Origin of the sequence: Nocardia sp. NPDC058518 (assembly GCF_042719655.1) — a bacterium.
In the GTDB taxonomy this organism is placed as follows: domain Bacteria; phylum Actinomycetota; class Actinomycetes; order Mycobacteriales; family Mycobacteriaceae; genus Nocardia.
In genome coordinates, this window is the sequence record NZ_JBHXNJ010000023.1 from 8,883 (window position 1) to 29,506 (window position 20,624).

Sequence of the window (20,624 nt, forward strand, 5' to 3'; positions counted from 1 at the left end):
CTCTCGATGTGCTGCCTGTGGGGGCTTGGTGGGTCCGCAGCCCCCCCACTCTGGGCGTGGCTTCGGTGTGGGGGGGGGGGGGGGGGGCGCGCGGGCCCCGCCCCCCCCCCCCGCCACCGAGCAGACGGTCGATCCAGCCGCGCAACGCCCAGGCCAACGGGAAGGAGTACCAGCCGTTTTCGCCGCCGACGGCCTCGAGGACCGCCCACAGGGTGGCGGGGTCGGCGGTCGTATGGCGTTCTCGCACATCGCTGTACAGCGATCCGCCGGACCAGTCGGGATCGGTGGGCAGCGGATCCGACGGAGCGTCGGGCAGGCCCGCGTCGGACCATCGGGTGGGGACGTCACGATCCCGAATACGGTGTAGCGCCAGGCTCACCGCGCCGGAGTAGGAGGTGAGCCCGGCCGGTGGGTCCGGGATGAAGTCGGCGATGCGGTGGTCCTCGCACACGACATCGTTGATGAGCGATTCCATCAGGGGCACGGCGAGCGCGCGCGGTACCGGGGTGACCAGGTTGACCCACTGGGCCGACAACCACGGGGTCAGCACGGGTACGGGCATGATCATCCGGCGGGGCAGGTCCGCTGCCTCGGCGTAGCCCCGCATCATGCCCTCGTAGGTGAGCACGTCGGGGCCGCCGATGTCGAAGGCGTCGTTCACCGTGCCGGGCAGGTCTGCCGCGTGCACCAGATAGTGCAGGACATCGCGGACCGCGATGGGCTGGATCCGGCTGCGCACCCAGCGCGGTGTCACCATGACCGGCAGCCGTTCGGTCAGATACCGGAGCATCTCGAAGCTCGCCGATCCGGAGCCGATGATCACCGCCGCACGCAGCACCACGGCGGGGGTCGGCGCGCGGAGCAGGATCTCGCCCACCTCGGCCCGCGAGGCGAGGTGGCGCGACAGCTCCTGGCCGGTCGGCGTGATGCCGCCCAGGTACACCGACCTGGTCAGTCCGGCGCGTTCGGATTCGGCGGCGACCAGCGTCGCCGCCGCCCGATCCACGTTCTCGAAATCGGCGCGGCCAAGGGAGTGGACGAGGTAGTAGAGCACTTTCTGCCCGTCCAGCGCAGTGCGCACGTCGACGGCGCGGGTGACGTCACCGCGCACCACCTCGACCCGGTCGCGCCACGGCGCGTCGTCGATTTTGCCCGGGTCGCGGGCCAGGACGCGGACGGTGTGTCCGGCGTCGAGCAGTTCCGGCACGAGCCGGCCACCGAGATATCCGGTGGCACCGAACACTACACAGCGCATGCGAGATCACTCCCGTTCGATGATGGTGTAGGCAGCTCGGTGGCGAGGGCCGTATCGCCGGTCAGCGTCCCGTACGAGGCTCCCGCTGCGCTCGTAGACGACAGCGGCCAAGCACAGCAGTCCCCACGCCGAGGTGACCGCGAGCGTCTTCCCCCGCTCGGGTCGCCCTTTCAGTGCGTGGCCGAACACGACGGTGTCGGCAGCGTCGGAGCCGATCCGCACGACCGCTGCCACCGCGCGGGCATGCCGGCCGGACGCCGTCGCCAGGGCGATTCCGGAGATCACGTCGCGCAGTGCGACCGACCGGGCCAAGGTGCGCAGTTCGGGTTCCGCGCCGGTGCCGAGCCCGCTGGGCCGAAGGAGGATGGCGGGCCAGACGGTGACGACGGCACCGTAGGCCGCGGTGGCGACGCCGAGGATTCGCGTCGGTGTGGTGGGGTTCATCGGTTCACCGCCGCGTCGAGCTCGGTTGCCGGGTCCCGGTGGCGCAGGATCAGTTGCAGGGTGTCGAGGTATCCCGAGCGGAATCCGGCTTCGGAGTAGGCGAGGTAGAGCCGCCACATCCGCTGGAACACCTCGTCGAAGCCCAGTGCGCCGACCTGATCGGCGGCGGCGGTGAAGCGGTCCTGCCACAGGCGAAGCGTGTGCGCGTAGTGCTGTCCCATCGCCGCCCGATCCACGAGCTCGAGATCGGTGTGGCGTGAGACGAGTTGCGCCAGTATCTCTTCCGACGGGAGGAACCCGCCGGGGAAGATGTACTTCTGCACCCAGGTGTGTGTCCCACGACCGGCCCGCATCCGGTCGTGCGGCATGGTGATGACCTGCACGGCTATGCGACCGCCCGGCGCGAGGACCCGTTCGAGGACGGTCAGATAGCCGGGCAGATAGTCGTAGCCCACTGCTTCGATCATCTCCACCGACACCACCGCGTCGTACCGGCCGTCGACCTCACGGTAGTCACACAGGTCGATCGACACCCGGTCGGTGAGCCCGGCTTCGACCACACGCGCGAGAGCCAGCCGCTGCTGTTGCGTCGAGAGCGTGACCGACCGAACGGTCGCACCACGCTGCGCGGCCCGGATGGCGAGTTCGCCCCAGCCGGTGCCGATTTCGAGTACCGAGGTACCGGCACCGACCCCGGCAGCGTCGAGCAGCCGGTCGATCTTGGCGCGCTGGGCCGCGGCGAGGTCGCCCCATACCGGGGCGGGGCTGAGCCGATCGAACAGCGCCGACGAGTAGGTCATGGTCTCGTCGAGGAACAATGCGAAGAAGTCGTTGGACAGGTCGTAGTGGTGCGCGGCGTTGCTGCGAGCCCCGGCCCTGGTAGCCCGAGTCCGTGCCGGTTGTCCCGGCAGGACGAGGGATCGCAGAATCTGGAGCGGGGCTGGGACGAGCTGTCCCAGATCCGAAGCCAGCACGGTGAGGACCGCCGCCGGATCCGGCGCCGACCACTCACCCGTCATGTAGGACTCCCCGAAGCCGATGAGTCCGGTGGCGCCGACGCGGGTGGCGAAGGCGTCCGGGTCGTGGAGCACCATCAACGGGCTGGCCGGGTCGTGGAGGCCACCGCCGAAGGTCGTTCCGTCGGGCAGTTCGACGCGCAGTGGAAGTCGTTGCGCCGCACGCCGGAACAGTGCGTTCACGACGAGTCGACCCGCACCGGCACGGACGCCGCGGGGCACGTCGGCCAGGTGCGCCCATCGGTCAGCGATCGGAGCGGATGTCGCGGGCTGTGTACCGCACGCGGAGATGGTCATGACAGAGCCTCCTGGGAAAGATGCTGTGCGCGCGACACGATCGGTAGACCCCGACGCCACAGCCGCATTCCTTGCCACCGGATCAGCGCGGCGATGCGCCAGGTTTCGAAGGGATGCGCGAGAATCGCGCGGGCGACGGTCCGGTGCGTCGCGGGCAGTACGAGTCCGCGGACGGTGGCCTCGAAGGTGGTCCGGCCGTCCGGTCCCTCGAGCGATATCGCCAGCTGTAGCCGTGTGCCGGGAACCGGGAGACGCAGCCGGTATCGTCCGGCCACCGGGTTGAACGGCGAGACGTAGAACTCCTTGGCGACAACGGGATCCGCCTCGGGTGAGACGAGATAGCGGTGCCGTTCGCCGTAGGTGTTGTGTACTTCGGCGATCACACATCGCAGGGCGCCGGTGTCGTCGTGGCACCAGAACACGGTGAGCGGGTTGAAGACATAGCCGAACACCCGCGCGTTGGCGAGCATGAGTATCTGCCCACCGCGCAGGTCGATGCCCCGGTGGGCCAGGTGGTCGACCACGTTGTCGCGCAGGGTGGCCGACGGATCACCGAGATGGTCGCGCGCGGCGAAACCCGCGAACGGGCGCAACAACCATGCCGGGGTCGGCATCTCGTCGAGGTCGACCAGCCAGCTGTAGCTGCGATAGGCGAACAGATGACGCACGGGTTCGCGGCGGGAATGGCGAATCACGGTGCGTACCAGTCGGGCTCGGGTCATGTCGCCCGCTGTGCGACGGCGAGGCTCACCGAGGGGCGCGTGTGCCACTGTCCGCCGACGCGTTCGGCGGCGCGCAGTCCCGACAGTGCGCCGTCCTCGTGGAATCCCCACCCGTGGTAGGCGCCGGCGAAGGCCACGGTGTGGTCGCCGATGCCGGGCAGCCGCCGCCGGGCGGCCATGGAGCACGGCGTGTATTGCGGGTGTTCGTAGGTCATAGTGGCCAGGACCGCCTCGGGTGCCACTCGGTCGGCGCCGCCGAGGGTCACCAGGAACCGGCGGTCGGCACCGGTGTCCAGGCGTTGCAGGCGAGTCACGTCGTAGCTCACGAGCACGCCGTCAGCCCTGGAATCACACTGCGGCAGAAGATAGTTCCAGGAAGCACGGGCGCCGCTGCGGCGCGGGAGCACCGAGTCGTCGGTGTGCAGGACGGTGTGGTTGGTCGAGTAGGTGAGTGCGGTGAGGATCTCGGATTCGGCGACGGTCGGCGTCTCGAGCAACCGCAACGCCTGGCCGGGATGAGTGGCGATCACGGCGGCGTCGAAATGGTCGACCCGATCGGCGGCGTCGCGGACGGTGACCGACCTCGCGGAGCGGTGGACGGTCCGCACCGGCACTCCTGCCCGCACCTCCTGCACGCCATCGGCGATCGCTCGCACGTAGGTGGCCGAGCCGCCCGATACGGTCCGCCAGGTGGGCGAGCCGAACACGGTGAGCATGCCGTGGTGGTCGAGGAACGTGAACAGGTATCGGGCGGGGTAGCGCAGCGCGAGGTCCGGCGGGCAGGACCACACCGCGGCCACCAGCGGCACCAGGAAATGCGCGGTGAAGTAGGCGGAGAACGCACCGACGCGCACGAACTCCCCCAGGGTGCGCAGGTCGTCGCCATCGGTGTCCAGTTCGGCGCGGGCGAGTCGGTGGAAGCGTGTGATCTCGCCGAGCATCCGCAGATACGGGCCATCGGCCAGCGTCCGTGGCGTCGGGAAGAGCCCACGTAGCCCTTTGGCGCCTGCGTATTCGAGCCCGCAGCCGTCGCAGCGGATCGACATCGACATGTCGGAGTCCTGCGTACGCACTCCCAGTTCGCCGAACAATCGCAGCAGGGTGGGGTAGGTGCGGTCGTTGTGCACGATGAAGCCGGAATCCACGCCGAGCCACTTCCCCGAGCCGTCGGCACGCGAGTTCACCCGGTGGGTATGGGCATGGCCACCGAGGCGTGTATCCGCTTCGTAGAGAACGACTTCACAGGTGCGGGCCAGCACCCAGGCCGCGGTGAGACCGGCGACCCCGCTGCCGATCACCGCGACGCGCTGCCGGTCGCCGGTCATCGCCCTCCCCACGATTCGTGTCCGCCGCCGGCGACTCTTCGTCGACTGCGGGATGGGGTAGCGGTCATAGCGTCCTCCAGCGGTCGGTCGAGCCGATGGACTGTCCGACTCACACTTTCGACGCTATCATAGAACGATGCATAAACGATGCATAGCTACGAGACAGGGCGGTTCCGGCAGAGGCGATCCATGACCGTCTACCATCCGACCCACCTCGACGCGACGCTGGACCGCACCGTGGTGCTCGGCTACAGCCGGATCGGCTTCCGAGTGCGGCGCAGAGCCTGGCCCCCGTTCCCGCCGCAGGCTCTGAAGGGCCGAACCGCCGTGGTCACCGGCGCGAACTCCGGCATCGGCAAGGCCATCGCCGCGGGACTGGCCGGACTCGGAGCATCGGTCACACTGGCGGTGCGCAACACCTCGCGCGGTGACGCGGCGGCGGCCGAGATCACCGCGACCGTTCCCGATGCCGTGCTGCCGGTCGAACGGTGCGACGTCGCCGATCTCGTGAACGTGCGGGAGTTCGCCGACCGCTTCCTCGGCAAGACCGATCGATTGGACGTGCTCGTCCACAACGCCGGCGTCATGCCCACCTCCCGCACCGAGAGCCCACAAGGGCACGAGCTCTGCCTGGCCACACATGTACTCGGACCGCTGCTGCTCACCGAGTTGCTCTCGCCCGCAATGGCCCGCGCAGCGGCCGCCCGGGTGATCCTGATGTCCTCGGGCGGCATGTACACCCAGGCCCTGCATCCCGACGATCTCGAATACCGCACCGACGACTACCACGGGGCGACCGCCTACTCACGTTCCAAGCGGATGCAGGTCACGCTGACCCCGGTGCTCGCCAACCACTATGCCGGAGCAGGCATTTCGGTCCACAGCATGCACCCCGGCTGGGTGGACACGTCGGGCATCGCCACCTCGCTGCCGAAGTTTCACGCACTCACCCGCCCACTGCTGCGCTCCCCCGCCGATGGCGCGGACACCGCGATCTGGCTCGCCGCCACCGACCGCTTGCCGTCCGGAAGGTTCTGGCACGACCGAAGAATCCGGCCCGAGCACTACCTGCGACGCACCCACGAAAGATCTGCCGACCGCGATCGCCTGTGGCAGTTCTGCGCCGCCGCGATCGGGTAGACCCACGCCCGACCGGCCCTGGCGAGGTCGCCGCCCTACCCAACTAACTGATGCATCTTCGATGCACTCTCGGCAGCACAATCGCGGATCGTGTCGATCCCGGGCCGAGGCCATGGGTTCGATCGCCTCGCCCATCGCTGGCAGGGCACCCGAATCCCTCAGCCCTTTAGACTCTTTCGTTTCACTAGCGAAATCTACCCACCCTGACCAGCACTTATTCGAGCCACCCATCACCGGCATCGCCGGATTGATAAAAGAAACTGCGAAAACACGACAAACGCGACACACCGCAAATACCGTCCACACCATTCGGCGGCCTGGGTTGGCCGTCGCATCAATGTGGGAGCGGCATGCTGGAAGTTCGCAACCTGGAAGTGGTGTACGAGGACGTCATCCTGGTCTGTAAGGGAGTGAGCCTCGACGTGGCTCCCGCACAGATCGTGACCCTCCTCGGCGCCAACGGAGCAGGAAAGACCTCGACACTGCGGGCCGTCACCGGCCTGCTCGATACCCATCGCGGCCGCACAGCCGCCGGCACGATCAGTGTCGACGGCACCTCGATCACCGACTTCGAGCCCGCCAAAGTGGTTCGCTCCGGCATCGGACAGGTCATGGAGGGCCGAAGAATCTTCGTCGACTTCACCGTCGAGGAGAATCTGCTCGTCGGCGCGCACACCCGCAAACGGTCGGCCATCGCACCCGATCTCGAACGCGTCTACGCCATGTTCCCGATCTTGAAGGATCGCCGCACGGGGCGTGCGGGGTTCCTCTCCGGTGGCGAGCAGCAGATGCTGGCGATCGGGCGGGCGCTGATGGCCCACCCGCGCTACCTGCTGCTCGACGAACCGAGCTTGGGGCTCGCGCCGCTGGTCGTGGCGCGGATCCGCGACCTCATCGTCGAGATCGCGGCGGCGGGCACGGGGGTACTGCTGGTCGAGCAGAACGCCGCGATGGCGCTCTCGATCGCCGACCACGGGTACGTGATGGAGAACGGCAAGATCGTGATGGACGGGCCCGCAGCGCAATTGCGCGAGAACTCCGACATCCAGGAGTTCTACCTTGGTCTGGGTGCGGAGTCGGGCAGCTACCGAGACCTCAAGCGCTACAAGCGCAGGAAGCGCTGGATCGCATGAGCATCCTGACTGTCGAGAACCTGAGCCTGCGCTTCGGTGGCACCCACGCCCTGACCGGCGTCGGTTTCGAGGTCACCGAGGGGGAACTCTTCGCGGTGATCGGCCCCAACGGCGCGGGCAAGACCTCCATCTTCAACTGCCTGTCCGGGGTGTACCGCCCGCAGGAAGGCTCGATCACGCTGGCAGGCACACCGCTGCTGGGTCTGCGGCCCGACGCGATAGCCCGCCGCGGGGTGGCCCGGATGTTCCAGAACATCGAGCTGTTCGACAACCTCACGGTGCTCGACAACATCAAGCTCGGGCGCCATATCCACTTGCGCTACAGCACTTTCGAGGCCGCCCTTTTCCTGGGCCGGGCCCGCCGCGCCGAGCTGGCGGCCCGGCGCTTCGCCGAGGGACTGATCGAGTTCCTGGAACTCGAGTCGGTGCGCCACCACCCGGTCGGCATGCTGCCCTACGGCATCAAGAAGCGGGTTGAGCTGGCACGCGCGCTGGCGATGGAACCGTCGCTGCTGCTGCTCGACGAGCCGGTGGCAGGCATGAACGTCGAAGAGACCGAGGACATGGCCCGGTTCCTCTGCGACATCCGCTCCGAGATGGGGATCTCGATGATCATGGTCGAACACGACATGCGGCTGGTGATGGACCTCGCCGACCGAATCATGGTGCTGGACTTCGGCAAACGCATCGCTCTCGGCACGCCCGAGCAGGTGCGCCGCGATCCGGCGGTGATCGCCGCCTACCTCGGCGGCGCCGACACCGACAGCGCCGCCGAGGCCGAAGCCCTGCTGGAGAGCCGATGAGCACCCCGCGCCGCCTGCCGCAGCTGATCGCGGCCCGCGCCGCCGCCACCCCCACCACGGTGGCCCTGCGTGAGAAGCAACTCGGTGTCTGGCGCCAGATCACCTGGGCCGAGTACGACACCCGGCGCCGGGTCGTGGCGCACGCGCTGGCCGCGCTCGGCGTCGGCGTGGGCGACCGCGTCGGCGTGCTGTCGGAGAACCGGTGCGAATGGCTCTACGCCGATCTCGGCGCGCTGTCGCTGCGGGCGGCGAGTGTGGGCTTCTATCCCACCAGCCCGGCCGCCGAGGTCGAGCATCTGCTCACCGATTCCGGGGTGAAGGTGCTCGTCGTCGAGGATCAGGAGCAGCTGGACAAGGCAGTCGCGGTCTGGGATCGCTGCCCGGCCCTCGAGACGATCGTCTACCTCGACGGTCGCGGCCTGGCCGACTACACCGACGAGCGGCTGCTCTCGTGGGAGCAGCTCTACGAGCGCGGCACCGCGCATCTGGCAGACAATCCGGATCTGCTCGACGAGATCGCCTCTGGCACAAGCGATGACGACCTCGCCACGCTGGTCTACACCTCCGGCACCACCGGCCCGCCCAAGGGCGCGATGCTGACCGTCGCCAATATCGACTTCTTCCTCGCGAAGGCGGGCGAGGGCATCGGGTTGTTCACCACAATTCCCAGCGAGCGCGATGTGACGCTGTCGTACCTGCCGCTGTGCCACGTCGCCGAACGGGCGTTCACCGTCTGGTACAACGCCGGGCACGGTGTGGTCGTGCACTTCGCCGAATCGTTCGACACCATCTCCGCCGACCTGGCCGAGGTGCAGCCGACGGTGTTCTTCGGCGTGCCGCGGGTGTGGGAGAAGATGCAGGCCACCGTCGAATCGAAGATGGCATCGGCCTCGCCGATGAAGCGGCTGACATGGCGGGTGTCGCGGCGCATCGGTGACCGCGTCGCCACGCAGCGGCTGGACCACGGCGGCTCGCACACGCTGGGTTCCCGGTTGTGGTATTCGATCGCCTGGGTGCTGGTGTTCCGTGCGCTGCGCGAGCGGCTCGGCCTGCGCCGGGTGCGGACCGCGCTGTCGGCGGCGGCGCCGATCTCGCCGGAGGTGCTGCGGTTCTTCCTGGCGATGGGCGTGCAGGTCACCGAGGCCTACGGCATGACGGAGAACACCGCGCTGGCCTCCTCCACCCGCCCTGGCAGGCAACGGCTGGGCACCGTCGGTGAGGTCCTCGACGGCATCGGCCTGCGCCTCGACCCGCAGACCCAGGAGATCCAGACCCGCCACGCAGGCAACTTCGCCGGCTACTGGGGCAATCCGGCCGCCACCGCCGAGGCCTTCACCGAGGACGGCTGGTTGCGCACCGGCGATCTCGGCGAATGGGTCGGCGACTCGCACCTGCGGCTCATCGGGCGCAGCAAGGACATCATGATCACCGCCGGCGGCAAGAACATCTCACCCGCCGAGCTCGAGAACGAGCTCAAGACATCGCCGTTCGTCAACGAAGCCGTGGTGATCGGTGACGCCCGCCCGTATCTCACCGCGCTCATCGCGATCGACTACGACGTGGTCGCCGACTGGGCCTCGCGCCACAACCTGCAATACACCACCTACCACGATCTCTCCGGCAAGCCCGAGGTGGTCGAACTGATCCGCGCGGCCGTCCTGTCCTGCAACGACAAGTTCGCCCGCGTCGAGCACATCCGCAAGTTCCGGATGCTGCGCAAGGAACTCGACCATGAGGACGGCGAGCTGACCGCGACCCGGAAGGTCAAGCGGGCGGCGATGATCACCGCCTACGACTCCCTCATCGGCGACATGTATGCCAACACCACCGACCACGCGGGCGGCGACCTGCAGTCGGTGCACACAGAGAAAGCGGACGCATGAGCCAGCGATCCCCGCGCATCCGACGCGCGCACCGAGCCGGGGCGGTGCACCGATGATCGAGTTCGTCGAATCCCTGGTCCGCGGAACGGGTCTGGGCGCTATGTACTCGCTCATCGCGGTCGGCTTCGTCATCATCTTCCGGTCCACCGGAGTGATGAACTTCGCCCAGCCCGTATTCATGATCCTGGGCACCTTCATCAGCTACACCCTCGTCGACGCGGCCGGGCTGCCGTTCGCGGTGGCGGCCCTCGGCGCGGTGGCCTCGGTGGCCGCGATCGCGGCGGCGACCGAGCGGATCGCCATGCGGCCCATGGTCGGGCGGCCGCCGTTCTCGGCGACCCTGGTGACCGTCGGACTGTTCGCCGCCGGACTCGTGGTGGCCAACAAGCTCTTCGGGCCCGACGTCATCACCTCCGGTGACCCGTGGGGCCTCGGCAGCTTCTGCCTCGGCGGCACCCGCGCCGAGACCGGCACCGTGGCCGGGCTGGCCGCGCCCTGCGTGGGTGGCGTCACCGTCGGCTACGTCGACATCTTCAAAGTGGTGTCGGCCGTGGTGATCGTCGGTGCGCTGCTGCTGTGGCTGGACCGCTCGCGCTACGGGCTGGCGATGCGGGCCACCGCCGCCGACCAGGAGACCGCGATGGCCCAGGGCATCAGCGCGGGCACGATCTTCTCCCTGTCGTGGGCACTGGCGGGCGCGCTGGCCGCCTGCGGCGGGATCCTGCTCGGCACCGCGCCCGGCGGCGTCGCGGCCGCGGCGGCGCTGGTGGCACTGAAAGCCTTGCCCGCCACCATCATCGGCGGTCTCGACTCGGTCAAGGGCGCGGTGGTCGGTGGGCTGATCGTCGGCTGGGCCGAAGCGCTCACCAAGACCTACCAGCCCGATCTGGCGCCGTGGCTGGGCGCCAACTTCGACGTCGTCATGCCCTACGTACTGATGTTCGCCGTCCTGCTCGTGTCCCCGCACGGGCTCTACGGCACCAAGGAGGTGCAGCGAGTATGACCACTACCCGCGAAGATTCGCCCCGCAAGGTCCTCGCGCCCCGCGCGGTGCTGCGCGGTCGGCCCCGGCTCTACACCACCTACGCCGCCGACCAGGCCATCTGGAACACCCCCGCCAAGGCGTGGTGGACGGGCGGTCTGCTTGTGCTGGCGGTGCTGGCGCCGTTCCTGGTCACCAGTGACGTCACCAATCTCCTCGCGCTGGTGGCGGTGTACGCCATCGGCGGGATCGGGCTCAACCTGCTCACCGGGTTCGCCGGGCAGGTGTCGCTGGGGCACGCGTTCTTCGTCGGCGCGGGCGCCTACACCGCGGCGGTGTTCGGCGGCACGGAGACCCGCACCGTCATCGGCCTCGGCTGGGACATGGCGCTGTGGCTGCCGATGGCCGCGCTGGTGCCCGCATTGCTGGGACTTGTCGTGGCGCCCTTGGCATCTCGGGTGCGCGGCCTCTACCTGGCCACCCTCACGCTCGGCCTGGTGATGCTCGGTGAACACGTCTACCAGGAGTGGACCAGCGTCACCGGCGGCGCGGGCATCGGGCGGCGCCCGGCCGAACCGATCCTGTTCGGCGTGGACCTGACCAAGAAGTACAAGGTGGCCGGGGTGATCATCGACGAGACCATCACCCTCTACTTCGTGTGCCTGGTGGTGCTGGTACTGGCGGCCCTGGCCGCGCGCAATCTGGCCCGCTCCAAGGTGGGCCGGTCCTTCGCCGCGGTGCGCGACCGCGACATCGCCGCCGAGGTGATGGGGGTGCCGTTGCAGCGCACCAAGACCCTGGCCTTCGTCATCTCCTCGGCCTACGCAGGCGTGTGCGGCGCGCTGCTGTCGGTGGTGATCGGCCAGGTCAGCGCCGAACGCTGGAACCTGTTGCTGTCCATCGACTTCCTGGCCATCGTGCTCATCGGTGGCATCGCCACGCTGTCCGGCACGATCATGGGCGCCGCGTTCGTCGTGCTGCTGCCGCGCATCCTCGAAGAGCTCACCCGGGCCTTCCCGTTCCTGGTCGATGCCGAGGGCGAGATCCTCGGCGTCACCATCGAGCAATTGCAGCTGATCCTTTTCGGCGTGCTCATCGCCGCCGTCATCGTGCTCGAGCCGCGCGGCATGTTCGGGCTGTGGCTGCGCGCACGCAACTACTTCAAGGCTTGGCCCTTCAGTTACTGAGCCTTTCCACTGCCAGTCCGCCGACCCCCTCGACCCTGGATTCACCCGCTCAAAGGAGATTCACATCATGAGTGCCGCACTGCGCCGCCCTCGGGGCGCCTACCGTCGGTCGGTCCGCGTGACCGCCCTGCCCGTCTTGGCAGCGCTGCTGCTCTCGGTGGGCTGCTCGAGCGTCGACGAGGAGACCGGTGCCGGTTCAACCGGCCCCGGCGTCACCAAGGAGCCCTGCCCCAACGCCATCGACAAGGCCAAGGGCTGCATCTACCTCGGCGGGCTCAACGACCTCGAGGGTGGGCCCTTCGCGGTGATCGGTCAGGCCGTCAACGCGGGCCAGACCGATTTCTGGAAGAAGGTCAACGAGTCCGGCGGTATCGGCGGCAAGTACGAGGTCGACCTGGCCACCAACACCAAGAACACCTCCTACGACGCGCAGAAGCATGCCGCCGGGTACAAGGAGATCGAGCCGAAGGTCCTCGCGCTCGCGGTGAGCCTGGGCACCGTGCAGACCCAGGCCATCCTCGACGACATGGACTCCGACAACGTCGTCGCGGCCGCGGGCACCTTCTGGTCGGGCTGGCAGTTCCCCGAGACCGACAAGGGCCTGGTGCTCGAGTCCGGCTACTCCTACTGCACCGAAGCCGTGATCGGCCTGGACTGGCTCGCGGCCAACAAGTCCAAGCCCGCCAAGCTCGCCTCCGTCGGCTTCCCCGGCGACTACGGCGGGGACTACGCCGAGGGCGTCAAGCGCTGGGCCGACGCCAACGGCGCCCAGGTGGTCGCCACCATCAAGACCGCCCCCAACCAGGTCGCCGGTAATCAGGACGGCCCCGTGCAGCAGATCGTCTCCGCCGCACCCGATGTCGTCACGCTGGCCACCGGTCCGGCCGAGACCGCCGAGATCATCGGCAAGGCCGTCGCGGCCGGCTACAAGGGCCGCTTCATCGGCGCGGGCCCCACCTGGAACGGCGCGCTGCTCAAGACTCCGGCGGCGCCCGCGCTGAAGGCTCTCTACAACAGCACCAGCCCGTTCGACGGCTGGGACGGCGCCAGCGCCGGCATCGCCGAGGCCAAGGCCGCTACCGCGGGCAAGGTCCCCTCGAACTGGGCCTACATCGCGGGCTGGACGATCTCCAAGCCGCTCGAGCAGCTCCTCGACATCGCGGCCAAGGAAGACAAGCTCAACCGCGTCGACATCCGCAAGCTCGCCAACTCCCTCGAGGTGAACTTCGACGGCCTGGCCCCCAACCAGGTTTACGGCAAGCCGCCGGTCGCCAAGTCGTTCACCGGCAGCATCGCCGTGCCCGACGATGCCTCCCCGATGGGTACCAAGACCGTGGAGGCCAACTACAAGGCGCCGACGCTGGAGAAGATCAAGTACGACTCCCCCTGCGTAACACCCTGATACGCAACTGATCTCGCCCCCGCACCGAAGTTCGGTGCGGGGGCCGAGTCGTCTCCGGGCCGAATGGTCGCTACGAGGGTCGCGTAGCCGCAACGTTCGACCGGTGGGTCGGATGCGCGTTATGCCGATGATGTTTTGGCGCAGGTGAACTGCATGACATCGATGAGCCCGTTCCGGAACTGTTCGGCGCTGCCGGTGAGGTAGTGCTGGTAGTTGTCGACCGTGTCCTGCCCGGCGATCGCGACCGCCTCGTCGTTGTGCTCGGTCAGAGCGGCGGCCCAATGGTCGAGGGTTCTCGCGTAATGCGGCTGCAGCGCCTGGATCTGCGTGACGGTGAATCCGCCTGCTTCGGCGTATTCGCGCACACCGCGCGGGACGCGCCCCCATGGCCGGGGCAGCTGCCCACCGGGAAAGATGGTCTCACGGATGAACCGCACGAACTCGAGGTCCTCATGGGTCAATCGGATCCCGTTCTCCCGCAGATAGTCCCGCCCGTAGGCGACGATGGTGTGTAACAGCATGATCCCATCGGCGGGCATCGCCCGGTAGGCGAAATCGAAGAAGTCGTCGTAGCGCTCGGACCGGAAATGCTCGAACGCCCCGATACTCACGATTCGATCGACCCGCCCCTCGAACTCCTCCCACCCCGCCAGCAACACCTCACCGTGCCCACCGCCGCCCTGCCGCTCACGCAAAAGAGCCGACACGTAATCGTACTGATTACGGCTCAATGTCAGCCCGACCACATTCACCTGATAAGCGTCAAGAGCCCGCAGCATCGTCGAGCCCCACCCGCACCCGATATCGAGCAGAGTCATACCCGGCTCGAGCCCGCATTTCCCCAACGCGAGATCGATTTTCGCGATCTGGGCCTGTTCCAGGGTGTAACCGGGTTCTTTCCAATACGCGCAGCTATAGGTACGGGTCGGATCCAGGAACAATCCGAAGAAATCATCATTCAAATCGTAGTGGGACTGGACATCGGTATAGAACGGGCGGTGACGACTCACGACAACAACCTCCACGCCATCGAGGTGCGAGCCCGCGACCATCTGCGGGCAACCACAGGACAGGATCGTTCCAGCCTCTACCTCCCCGCGGCTCGCAGCAACCCCCGAAACCCGTGATCGCCGACGACCCGAAAAAACAATTCGGTCACATTAAGTAATTCGGCCGCACAGACGAATGCGAGCGCTGAATCTCAGCCGTTCAGGATCAGGTCCGCGCATCGCTCACCGATCATGATCGAGGGCGCGTTGGTGTTGCCACCCGTCACGCTCGGCATGATCGACGCGTCGGCGACTCGCAATCCGTCGATTCCGCGTACTCGAAGCTGCGGATCCACGACGGCCCGCTCGTCGACACCCATCCGGACCGATCCGACGGGGTGATAGACGGTGTGGATGCGATTCGGGAGCTCTTCGCGCATCGCTGCTTCGTCAGCGAATTCCACCCCCGGAACGAGTTCGCCCTCGTTGTCGCCGGTTCCCGCCATGATCTCGCGGACCATTTTGATGCCCTCGAGCAGCACTTCGGCGTCTTTGGGCGCCGTTAGATACGCCGGATCGATGAGTGGTGCGGCCGTCGGATCTGCTGAGGCCAACCGGACAGTTCCCCTGCTCTCCGGGTAGATGAGCGCTGGGAAAACACTTTGACCTGGCTTTTTCGTGGGCGGAACGACTCGTTTGCCGGAGTCTTGATTCGGCGACGGATACACCCAGTAGAGGCTGAGCAGTTGCAGGTCGGGTATCTCGCGGGCATGCGAGGTACGCACGAATGCGACTGATTCGAAGGAGGAACCAGCCGCCCACGACGATCCAGGGCGAATCCGTTCAGCCGCCAGTCCACGCAGGAAGTACGGCGCCGTCGGCTTGCGCAACGCTGATTTCATCTTGAACGAGACGGGAACGAAGAGGTGGTCGTGCAGGTTGTCGCCCACCGGCAAGTCTGCGTTGACGGCGATGCCGTGCTCTTTCAGGTGCGCGGCCGGGCCGATCCCGGACAGCTGCAAAATCTTCGGCGACCCGTACGCGCCGGCCGATACGACGACCTCGCGCGACGCTCCGATCACCTGCTTGCCGCCGTCGACCAGGATTTCCACGCCCGTCGCGCGAGAGCCTTCGATGACGATCTTCGTCACGGTCGCATCCGTGAGCACGGCGAGATTGGGCAGCGGATCTTCGTGCAGATAGCCCTTGGATGTGGAGTACCGCAGACCTTTCGAGGCACTCTGCTGAAAAACCGCGACACCTTCCTGGCTCTCGCCGTTGTAGTCGTCGAGTTTCGGCACACCGAGGCGTGTCGCGGTGGCGTCCATGAACGCGCGCGCCGCGTCGGTGATGGTGTGCTGGCGAGTGACCTTGATCGGACCGCCGGACCCACGCAATTCGCTTGCGCCGTCCTCCCAGTCCTCCATCCGCTTGAAGTACGGCAGGACATCCTCGTAGGCCCACCCATGACAGCCTTCGGCGGCCCAGTCGTCGAAGTTCTTCCTGTTGCCGCGGACGAAGAGCATTCCGTTGACCGAGCTCGATCCGCCGAGGACCCGACCGTGCGTCATAGGGATCTCGCGGTCGAGCGCGTTGCGCTGCGGTGTCGACCTGTCGCCCCAATCGAACAGCTTCTTCAGCTGGGGCGTCGAGTGGATGACATTGATCGCGCCCGGGATCCGGAAGAGCATCTTGGCCCAGCCCTTGTTGTCCGCTCCCCCCGCTTCGAGCAGCACCACGGACGCGCCGCTTTCGGCGAGCCTGCGTGCGACCGCACAGCCCGCGCTGCCCGCTCCGACGACGACGTAATCGGCCTCGGTCACGTTGTTCTCCGTTCGGGAGGAAACCCAAAACAACAGCCGAATTGTATCGTGTTCTACTTCATGAGACCGTGGTCAGCCGATGTGTCAGCCGATCGATAGCCGGGTCCGGCCACGGTGTTCATCGAGCTTGTCGCCCACGGCGGCGGGCACGGTCTCACACGATCCGGCTGTTTCCCACGTACATCCGCCCGGCGTAGGTGTAGACAGGGCTGTTGCCGAAATCGAGCGACCACACCGGCTGCCCGTTCGCTCCTGTCGGGACGACGGTGATCGCACCCTGGCCACCGCGCGTGACATGGACCAGCCTCGATCCATCGGTGGCCCAGGGGACCTGATTGTCGGGTAGGACCACGCCCTCGGCGGTGTAGGCGTCGAACCCGGCGTAGGCGAGCTGGTATCTCGACTCGGGGTCAGCAGAGCCGGTTTCCCTGACGATCGTCCAGCGAAGCACGATCTTGGTGCCGATCCCGGCGACGGCCACCTCGTGGCCGTAACTCGCTTCCTTCGGTACCTGTCTGGACCAGAGCATCGAGCCGGTGGTGGGATCGAAGGCGGCGAGCATGTCGCCGCGCATCATGACCGGCAACGCTGGGGCGGTGTCGGGTTCGGCGTAGCGTTTGCCGTTGCCGTTCGGTGCCGGGTCATCATCCTGAGTGGCGTACGGCTGGCCGGCGACGACGTGCCAACCGGGCTCGTCGACGGCCCGTTTCGTGCCGTCGACGGCGTAGAAATCGCTGTCGACGGCGAATCCACCGGGAAACGCCGACCACTTCGGAGCCCAGACCGTATTCGGTCGGACAGAGTCCGGAGTCAACTGGTACACGACCTTGCCGGTGTCGATCGTGCGCAGTTCGAAACGCGCCTTCGAGAACGGGTCACCGGAGACGGGATTCTTCTGCAGCGACAGCACCTCGGAACCACGGACCAGACCGGCATCCACCCCGTCTTCTCGCCAGATGACCTTGCCGGTGATGTCGGACGCGATGACCGAACCTGTCTCGGCGCCTTTACGTTCGGGCAAGAAAGTTGCGAATGTCTCTCCCGCCGTGACGATTTCGGCGGCCGCGGGCAGTCGCCCGGAGATCACCCCGGCTTGCGTGTCGATGATGATCGTCGCGTAGGAGTCCGAGTTCACGCGGGCGGTTCCCGCAGCGTTGCCCGGGTATCGCGTCCGGCACCCCGCGTAGCGGCCTGACGCCGTGAACACACACTCGCCCGGGTCGGCACGCCCCACCTCGACGCTGTGTAGGACTGTCCCGCTCTCCGTATCGAGAATGTGCAATCTCCCGGAGCCGTTGTACAGGACCACCTTGTCCGTGCCGCCGACCGGATACCCGCTCACCGACGGCTGGCGCCACCGTTCACCGGACGGCTTCGCACTCAGATCCGGGCTCTGCGCGGTCACCGGCACCCTCGGTAGTGCACGAGCAGCCTCTGTCGGGCCGACCTCGTCCGGACTACCCGGCCGCACGAGAAAGATCGTCACGACCGCGACCACGACAAGGACTGCCGCGCCCAGGCCCCACCCGATAGCTCGCGAAGATCCTCGCGCCTCCCGGACCACCGTCGGTATCGCCGCCGCCGAAGGCTCCTGCGATGCCGACCGTGGCGCCGCACTCGGTACCTGCGCCGGCCACGTCGGCTGGTCCCTGGACGTGCGAATGCGCAAAGCCGCATCGAGCTCTTCAGCGAAGTCCGCCGACGAAGTGAACCGGTCCGCGGGCGCTTTCGCCATGGCCCGCGCGATCACCCGATCCACTTCGGGACTCAACTCGGGACGTGCGGTTCGCACACTCGGCGGTGCGGTGGTGGAATGTCGCAGGATCACCTGACCGGGATTGTCGTCCGCGAAGGGCGCATTGCCGGTCAGCAGGTGAAAGATGCTGCAGGCCAACGAGTATTGATCGCTCCGGCCGTCGACCGGCTGCCCGCTCAGCTGTTCCGGCGAGGCGTAGTTGATCGTGCCGATCATCATGCCCGTCCCCGTCAGGTTCGAGACGTCGGCGATGCGGCGCGCGATGCCGAAATCGGTCAGCAGAATATCGTCGGCCCGGCTCAGCAGGATGTTGGCGGGCTTCACATCGCGATGCACCAGCCCCTGCGCGTTCGCGCGATCCAGCGCGCCGGCGACCACCCGCGCGATTTCCGCGACCTCCGGTGCGCTCAGTGGCCCGTGCACCCGGAGTCGTTGAGCCAGGTCCACGCCCTCGACCAGTTCCATGGCAATCCACAACCGGCCCTGATCCTCACCCCGGTCGTGCACCTTCACGATCGCCGGATGCGACAACCCCGCGGCCAGATCGGCCTCCCGCTCGAACCGCGCCCGGAACTCCGGATCCGCGGAGAACTGCGCCGCCAGTACCTTCACCGCATCGGATCGAGGTAGCCGCGGATGGCGGGCAACAAAGACCTCGCCCATACCCCCGGCCCCGAGCAACCGTTCGATCACATAACCCGCGATCGACTCTCCCGGACGCAACATTGATCCCCTCCTCGGCTGAGGAGACTACCGAGTTCTCGTTCCGCTCGGGTAGCCGATCGCCTCCGACCCCGGTCTCGCGCGGCTCGGCCATACTGCTATATCCTATTTCCCTCTCAGGAGAGTATCATTCTCATCGGTTACTGCCGTGGGAACCCTTTCGTAGCAGGGGTTCTCGGCACCCGAGGACTCCGCGCCGACCCGCGCCCAGGGCGGCCCGGCGAAAGGAGAAGCACAGTGAGCAACACCATCGAGGTCTTCGACCCGTCGACCGAGGAACAGATCGCGGAGGTCGTCGACTCCGACCGGGAGGCCGTCGACGCGGCGGTTGCCCGAGCCCGCGAGACATTCGAGTCCGGAGTGTGGCGCAAGCAGCCGGCCGGTCATCGCGCGCAGGTCCTGTTCCGGGCCGCGGCGATCGTGCGGGAACGCACCGACGAACTCGCCGCGATCGAGGCCCGCGACAACGGCATGAACGCCGTCGCCGCCCGCCACATCATCGCGGTGGCCTACGACATGCTGATGTACTACGCCGGGTGGGTCGGCAAGATCCACGGCGAGTCGAGCAGCCTCGTCTCCGACGGCCTGCTGGGCGAATTCGAGAGTTTCCATACCTTCACCCAGCTCGAGCCGGTCGGCGTGGTCGGCCTCATCGTGCCGTGGAACGGGCCGTTCTTCGTGGCGATGCTCAAGGTCGCGCCCGCGCTGGCCGCCGGGTGCAGCGCGGTGCTCAAGCCCGCCGAGGAGACCCCGCTCAGCGCGCTGAAGCTCGAGGAGATCTTCCGCGAGGCGGGTCTGCCCGACGGTGTGCTCAATGTCGTCACCGGGTACGGCGAGACCACCGGCGCGGCCCTCACCGCGCACCCGGACGTCGACAAGATCTCGTTCACCGGATCGACCGAGGTGGGGCGCCTGATCGTCAAGGCCGCCGCGGGCAACCTCAAGCGCCTGACCCTCGAACTCGGCGGCAAGTCACCGCTGATCATGTTCGACGACGCGAATCTGGACAAGGCGATCATGGGAGCGGGCATGGGCCTGCTCGCCGGTTCCGGGCAGAACTGTTCGTGCACCTCGCGTATCTACGTCCAGCGCGGCATCTTCGACCGGGTGGTGGAGGGTCTGGCCGCCTTCGCCGCGATGCTGCCGATGGGCGGCAGTGACGATCCCAATTCGGTACTGGGCCCGCTGATCAGCGAGAAGCAACGCCGACGCGTCGCGGGGATCGTCGACGACGGTGTCGCGGCCGGCGCACAGGTGGTGACCGGCGGCAAGCCGATGGACCGCCGCGGCTACTTCTACGAGGCGACGATCATCACCGGCACCACCCCCGACATGCGGCTCATCCGCGAGGAGATCTTCGGCCCGGTCGGCTCGGTGATCCCCTTCGACGACGAGGACGAGGTGATCGCGGCCGCCAACGACACCGAATACGGTCTGGCGGGCTCGATCTGGACCGAGAACCTCGGCCGCGCCCACCGCGTCGCCAACGAGCTACGCGCGGGCCAGATCTGGGTGAACACCTCGCTCGCCGCCGATCCCTCGATGCCGATCTGCGGACAGAAGCAGTCGGGCTGGGGCGGCGAACGCGGCCGCAAGGGCATCGAAGCCTATTTCAACACCAAGGCCGTCTACATCGGCATCTGACCGGCCCGGGGCGCGGGGGGGGAGGCGCGCCGCCCCCCCACACCAGCGCGCACGCGAGCTCAAGACAGACCCACAACAGACCCCCCCCAGACGCGGAGCG

Annotated in this window: 16 protein-coding genes; 8 read left to right on the top strand and 8 right to left on the bottom strand. The window is 67.5% G+C overall.

Features of this window, described 5'->3' with window-relative positions:
* The 5 genes from ACFWPX_RS30245 to ACFWPX_RS30265 form a co-directional block, all read right to left on the bottom strand.
* Positions 1-1,255, bottom strand: a 1,255-nt coding sequence (locus tag ACFWPX_RS30245; RefSeq protein ID WP_378931180.1) for a DUF2867 domain-containing protein, incomplete at its 3' end; no start/stop codon positions are given.
* Positions 1,256-1,261: 6 nt separating this feature from the next.
* Complete coding sequence (locus ACFWPX_RS30250; protein ID WP_378931182.1) at positions 1,262-1,699, bottom strand: hypothetical protein; 438 nt, start codon at positions 1,697-1,699, stop codon at positions 1,262-1,264.
* Positions 1,696-3,012: a class I SAM-dependent methyltransferase gene (locus ACFWPX_RS30255; RefSeq protein WP_378931184.1), complete on the bottom strand. Its 1,317-nt coding sequence runs from the start codon at positions 3,010-3,012 to the stop codon at positions 1,696-1,698. Before ACFWPX_RS30255 ends, ACFWPX_RS30250 begins: the two co-directional genes overlap by 4 nt.
* On the bottom strand, positions 3,009-3,734 hold the full coding sequence (locus ACFWPX_RS30260) for a DUF1365 domain-containing protein (protein WP_378931186.1): 726 nt from the start codon (positions 3,732-3,734) through the stop codon (positions 3,009-3,011). The genes ACFWPX_RS30255 and ACFWPX_RS30260 overlap by 4 nt, the downstream gene beginning before the upstream one ends.
* Positions 3,731-5,059, bottom strand: coding sequence for an NAD(P)/FAD-dependent oxidoreductase (locus ACFWPX_RS30265; protein WP_378931188.1), 1,329 nt, complete (start codon positions 5,057-5,059; stop codon positions 3,731-3,733). Before ACFWPX_RS30265 ends, ACFWPX_RS30260 begins: the two co-directional genes overlap by 4 nt.
* 189 nt (positions 5,060-5,248) lie before the next feature.
* On the opposite strand from ACFWPX_RS30265, the gene ACFWPX_RS30270 reads away from it, so the two are divergent.
* The 7 genes from ACFWPX_RS30270 (at position 5,249) to ACFWPX_RS30300 (ending at position 13,589) form a co-directional block, all read left to right on the top strand.
* A complete protein-coding gene (locus ACFWPX_RS30270) occupies positions 5,249-6,199 on the top strand; it encodes an SDR family NAD(P)-dependent oxidoreductase (protein WP_378931190.1) in 951 nt (316 codons plus the stop codon).
* A gap of 350 nt (positions 6,200-6,549) precedes the next feature.
* Entirely contained in the window at positions 6,550-7,332 is a 783-nt protein-coding gene (locus tag ACFWPX_RS30275; RefSeq protein WP_378931193.1) for an ABC transporter ATP-binding protein, read from the top strand.
* Entirely contained in the window at positions 7,329-8,135 is an 807-nt protein-coding gene (locus ACFWPX_RS30280; protein ID WP_378931196.1) for an ABC transporter ATP-binding protein, read from the top strand. The genes ACFWPX_RS30275 and ACFWPX_RS30280 overlap by 4 nt, the downstream gene beginning before the upstream one ends.
* The gene (locus ACFWPX_RS30285) at positions 8,132-10,018 is read left to right on the top strand and encodes an AMP-dependent synthetase/ligase (protein WP_378931198.1); all 1,887 of its coding nucleotides are present in this window, start codon (positions 8,132-8,134) and stop codon (positions 10,016-10,018) included. Before ACFWPX_RS30280 ends, ACFWPX_RS30285 begins: the two co-directional genes overlap by 4 nt.
* A 52-nt stretch (positions 10,019-10,070) precedes the next feature.
* Positions 10,071-11,021, top strand: coding sequence for a branched-chain amino acid ABC transporter permease (locus ACFWPX_RS30290; RefSeq protein ID WP_378931200.1), 951 nt, complete (start codon positions 10,071-10,073; stop codon positions 11,019-11,021).
* Positions 11,018-12,187 (top strand): branched-chain amino acid ABC transporter permease, encoded by a 1,170-nt coding sequence (locus tag ACFWPX_RS30295; RefSeq protein ID WP_378931202.1) that lies wholly within the window; start codon positions 11,018-11,020, stop codon positions 12,185-12,187. Before ACFWPX_RS30290 ends, ACFWPX_RS30295 begins: the two co-directional genes overlap by 4 nt.
* A gap of 67 nt (positions 12,188-12,254) precedes the next feature.
* The gene (locus ACFWPX_RS30300) at positions 12,255-13,589 is read left to right on the top strand and encodes an ABC transporter substrate-binding protein (RefSeq protein WP_378931204.1); all 1,335 of its coding nucleotides are present in this window, start codon (positions 12,255-12,257) and stop codon (positions 13,587-13,589) included.
* A 119-nt stretch (positions 13,590-13,708) separates the two neighbouring features.
* Here the strand turns inward: ACFWPX_RS30300 and ACFWPX_RS30305 are convergent, their stop codons facing one another.
* From ACFWPX_RS30305 to ACFWPX_RS30315, 3 genes are all read right to left on the bottom strand, one after another.
* Positions 13,709-14,599: a cyclopropane mycolic acid synthase family methyltransferase gene (locus tag ACFWPX_RS30305; protein WP_378931206.1), complete on the bottom strand. Its 891-nt coding sequence runs from the start codon at positions 14,597-14,599 to the stop codon at positions 13,709-13,711.
* A 191-nt stretch (positions 14,600-14,790) separates the two neighbouring features.
* Positions 14,791-16,401 (bottom strand): GMC family oxidoreductase, encoded by a 1,611-nt coding sequence (locus tag ACFWPX_RS30310; RefSeq protein WP_378931208.1) that lies wholly within the window; start codon positions 16,399-16,401, stop codon positions 14,791-14,793.
* A 154-nt stretch (positions 16,402-16,555) separates the two neighbouring features.
* A complete protein-coding gene (locus tag ACFWPX_RS30315; RefSeq protein WP_378931210.1) occupies positions 16,556-18,883 on the bottom strand; it encodes a serine/threonine-protein kinase in 2,328 nt (775 codons plus the stop codon).
* Positions 18,884-19,117: 234 nt separating this feature from the next.
* Here ACFWPX_RS30315 and ACFWPX_RS30320 point away from each other — a divergent pair, with 234 nt between their 5' ends.
* Positions 19,118-20,524 carry an aldehyde dehydrogenase family protein gene (locus tag ACFWPX_RS30320; RefSeq protein WP_378931212.1) on the top strand — a complete coding sequence of 469 codons (1,407 nt, stop codon included), beginning with the start codon at positions 19,118-19,120 and terminating at the stop codon, positions 20,522-20,524.
* Positions 20,525-20,624 lie beyond the last annotated feature (100 nt).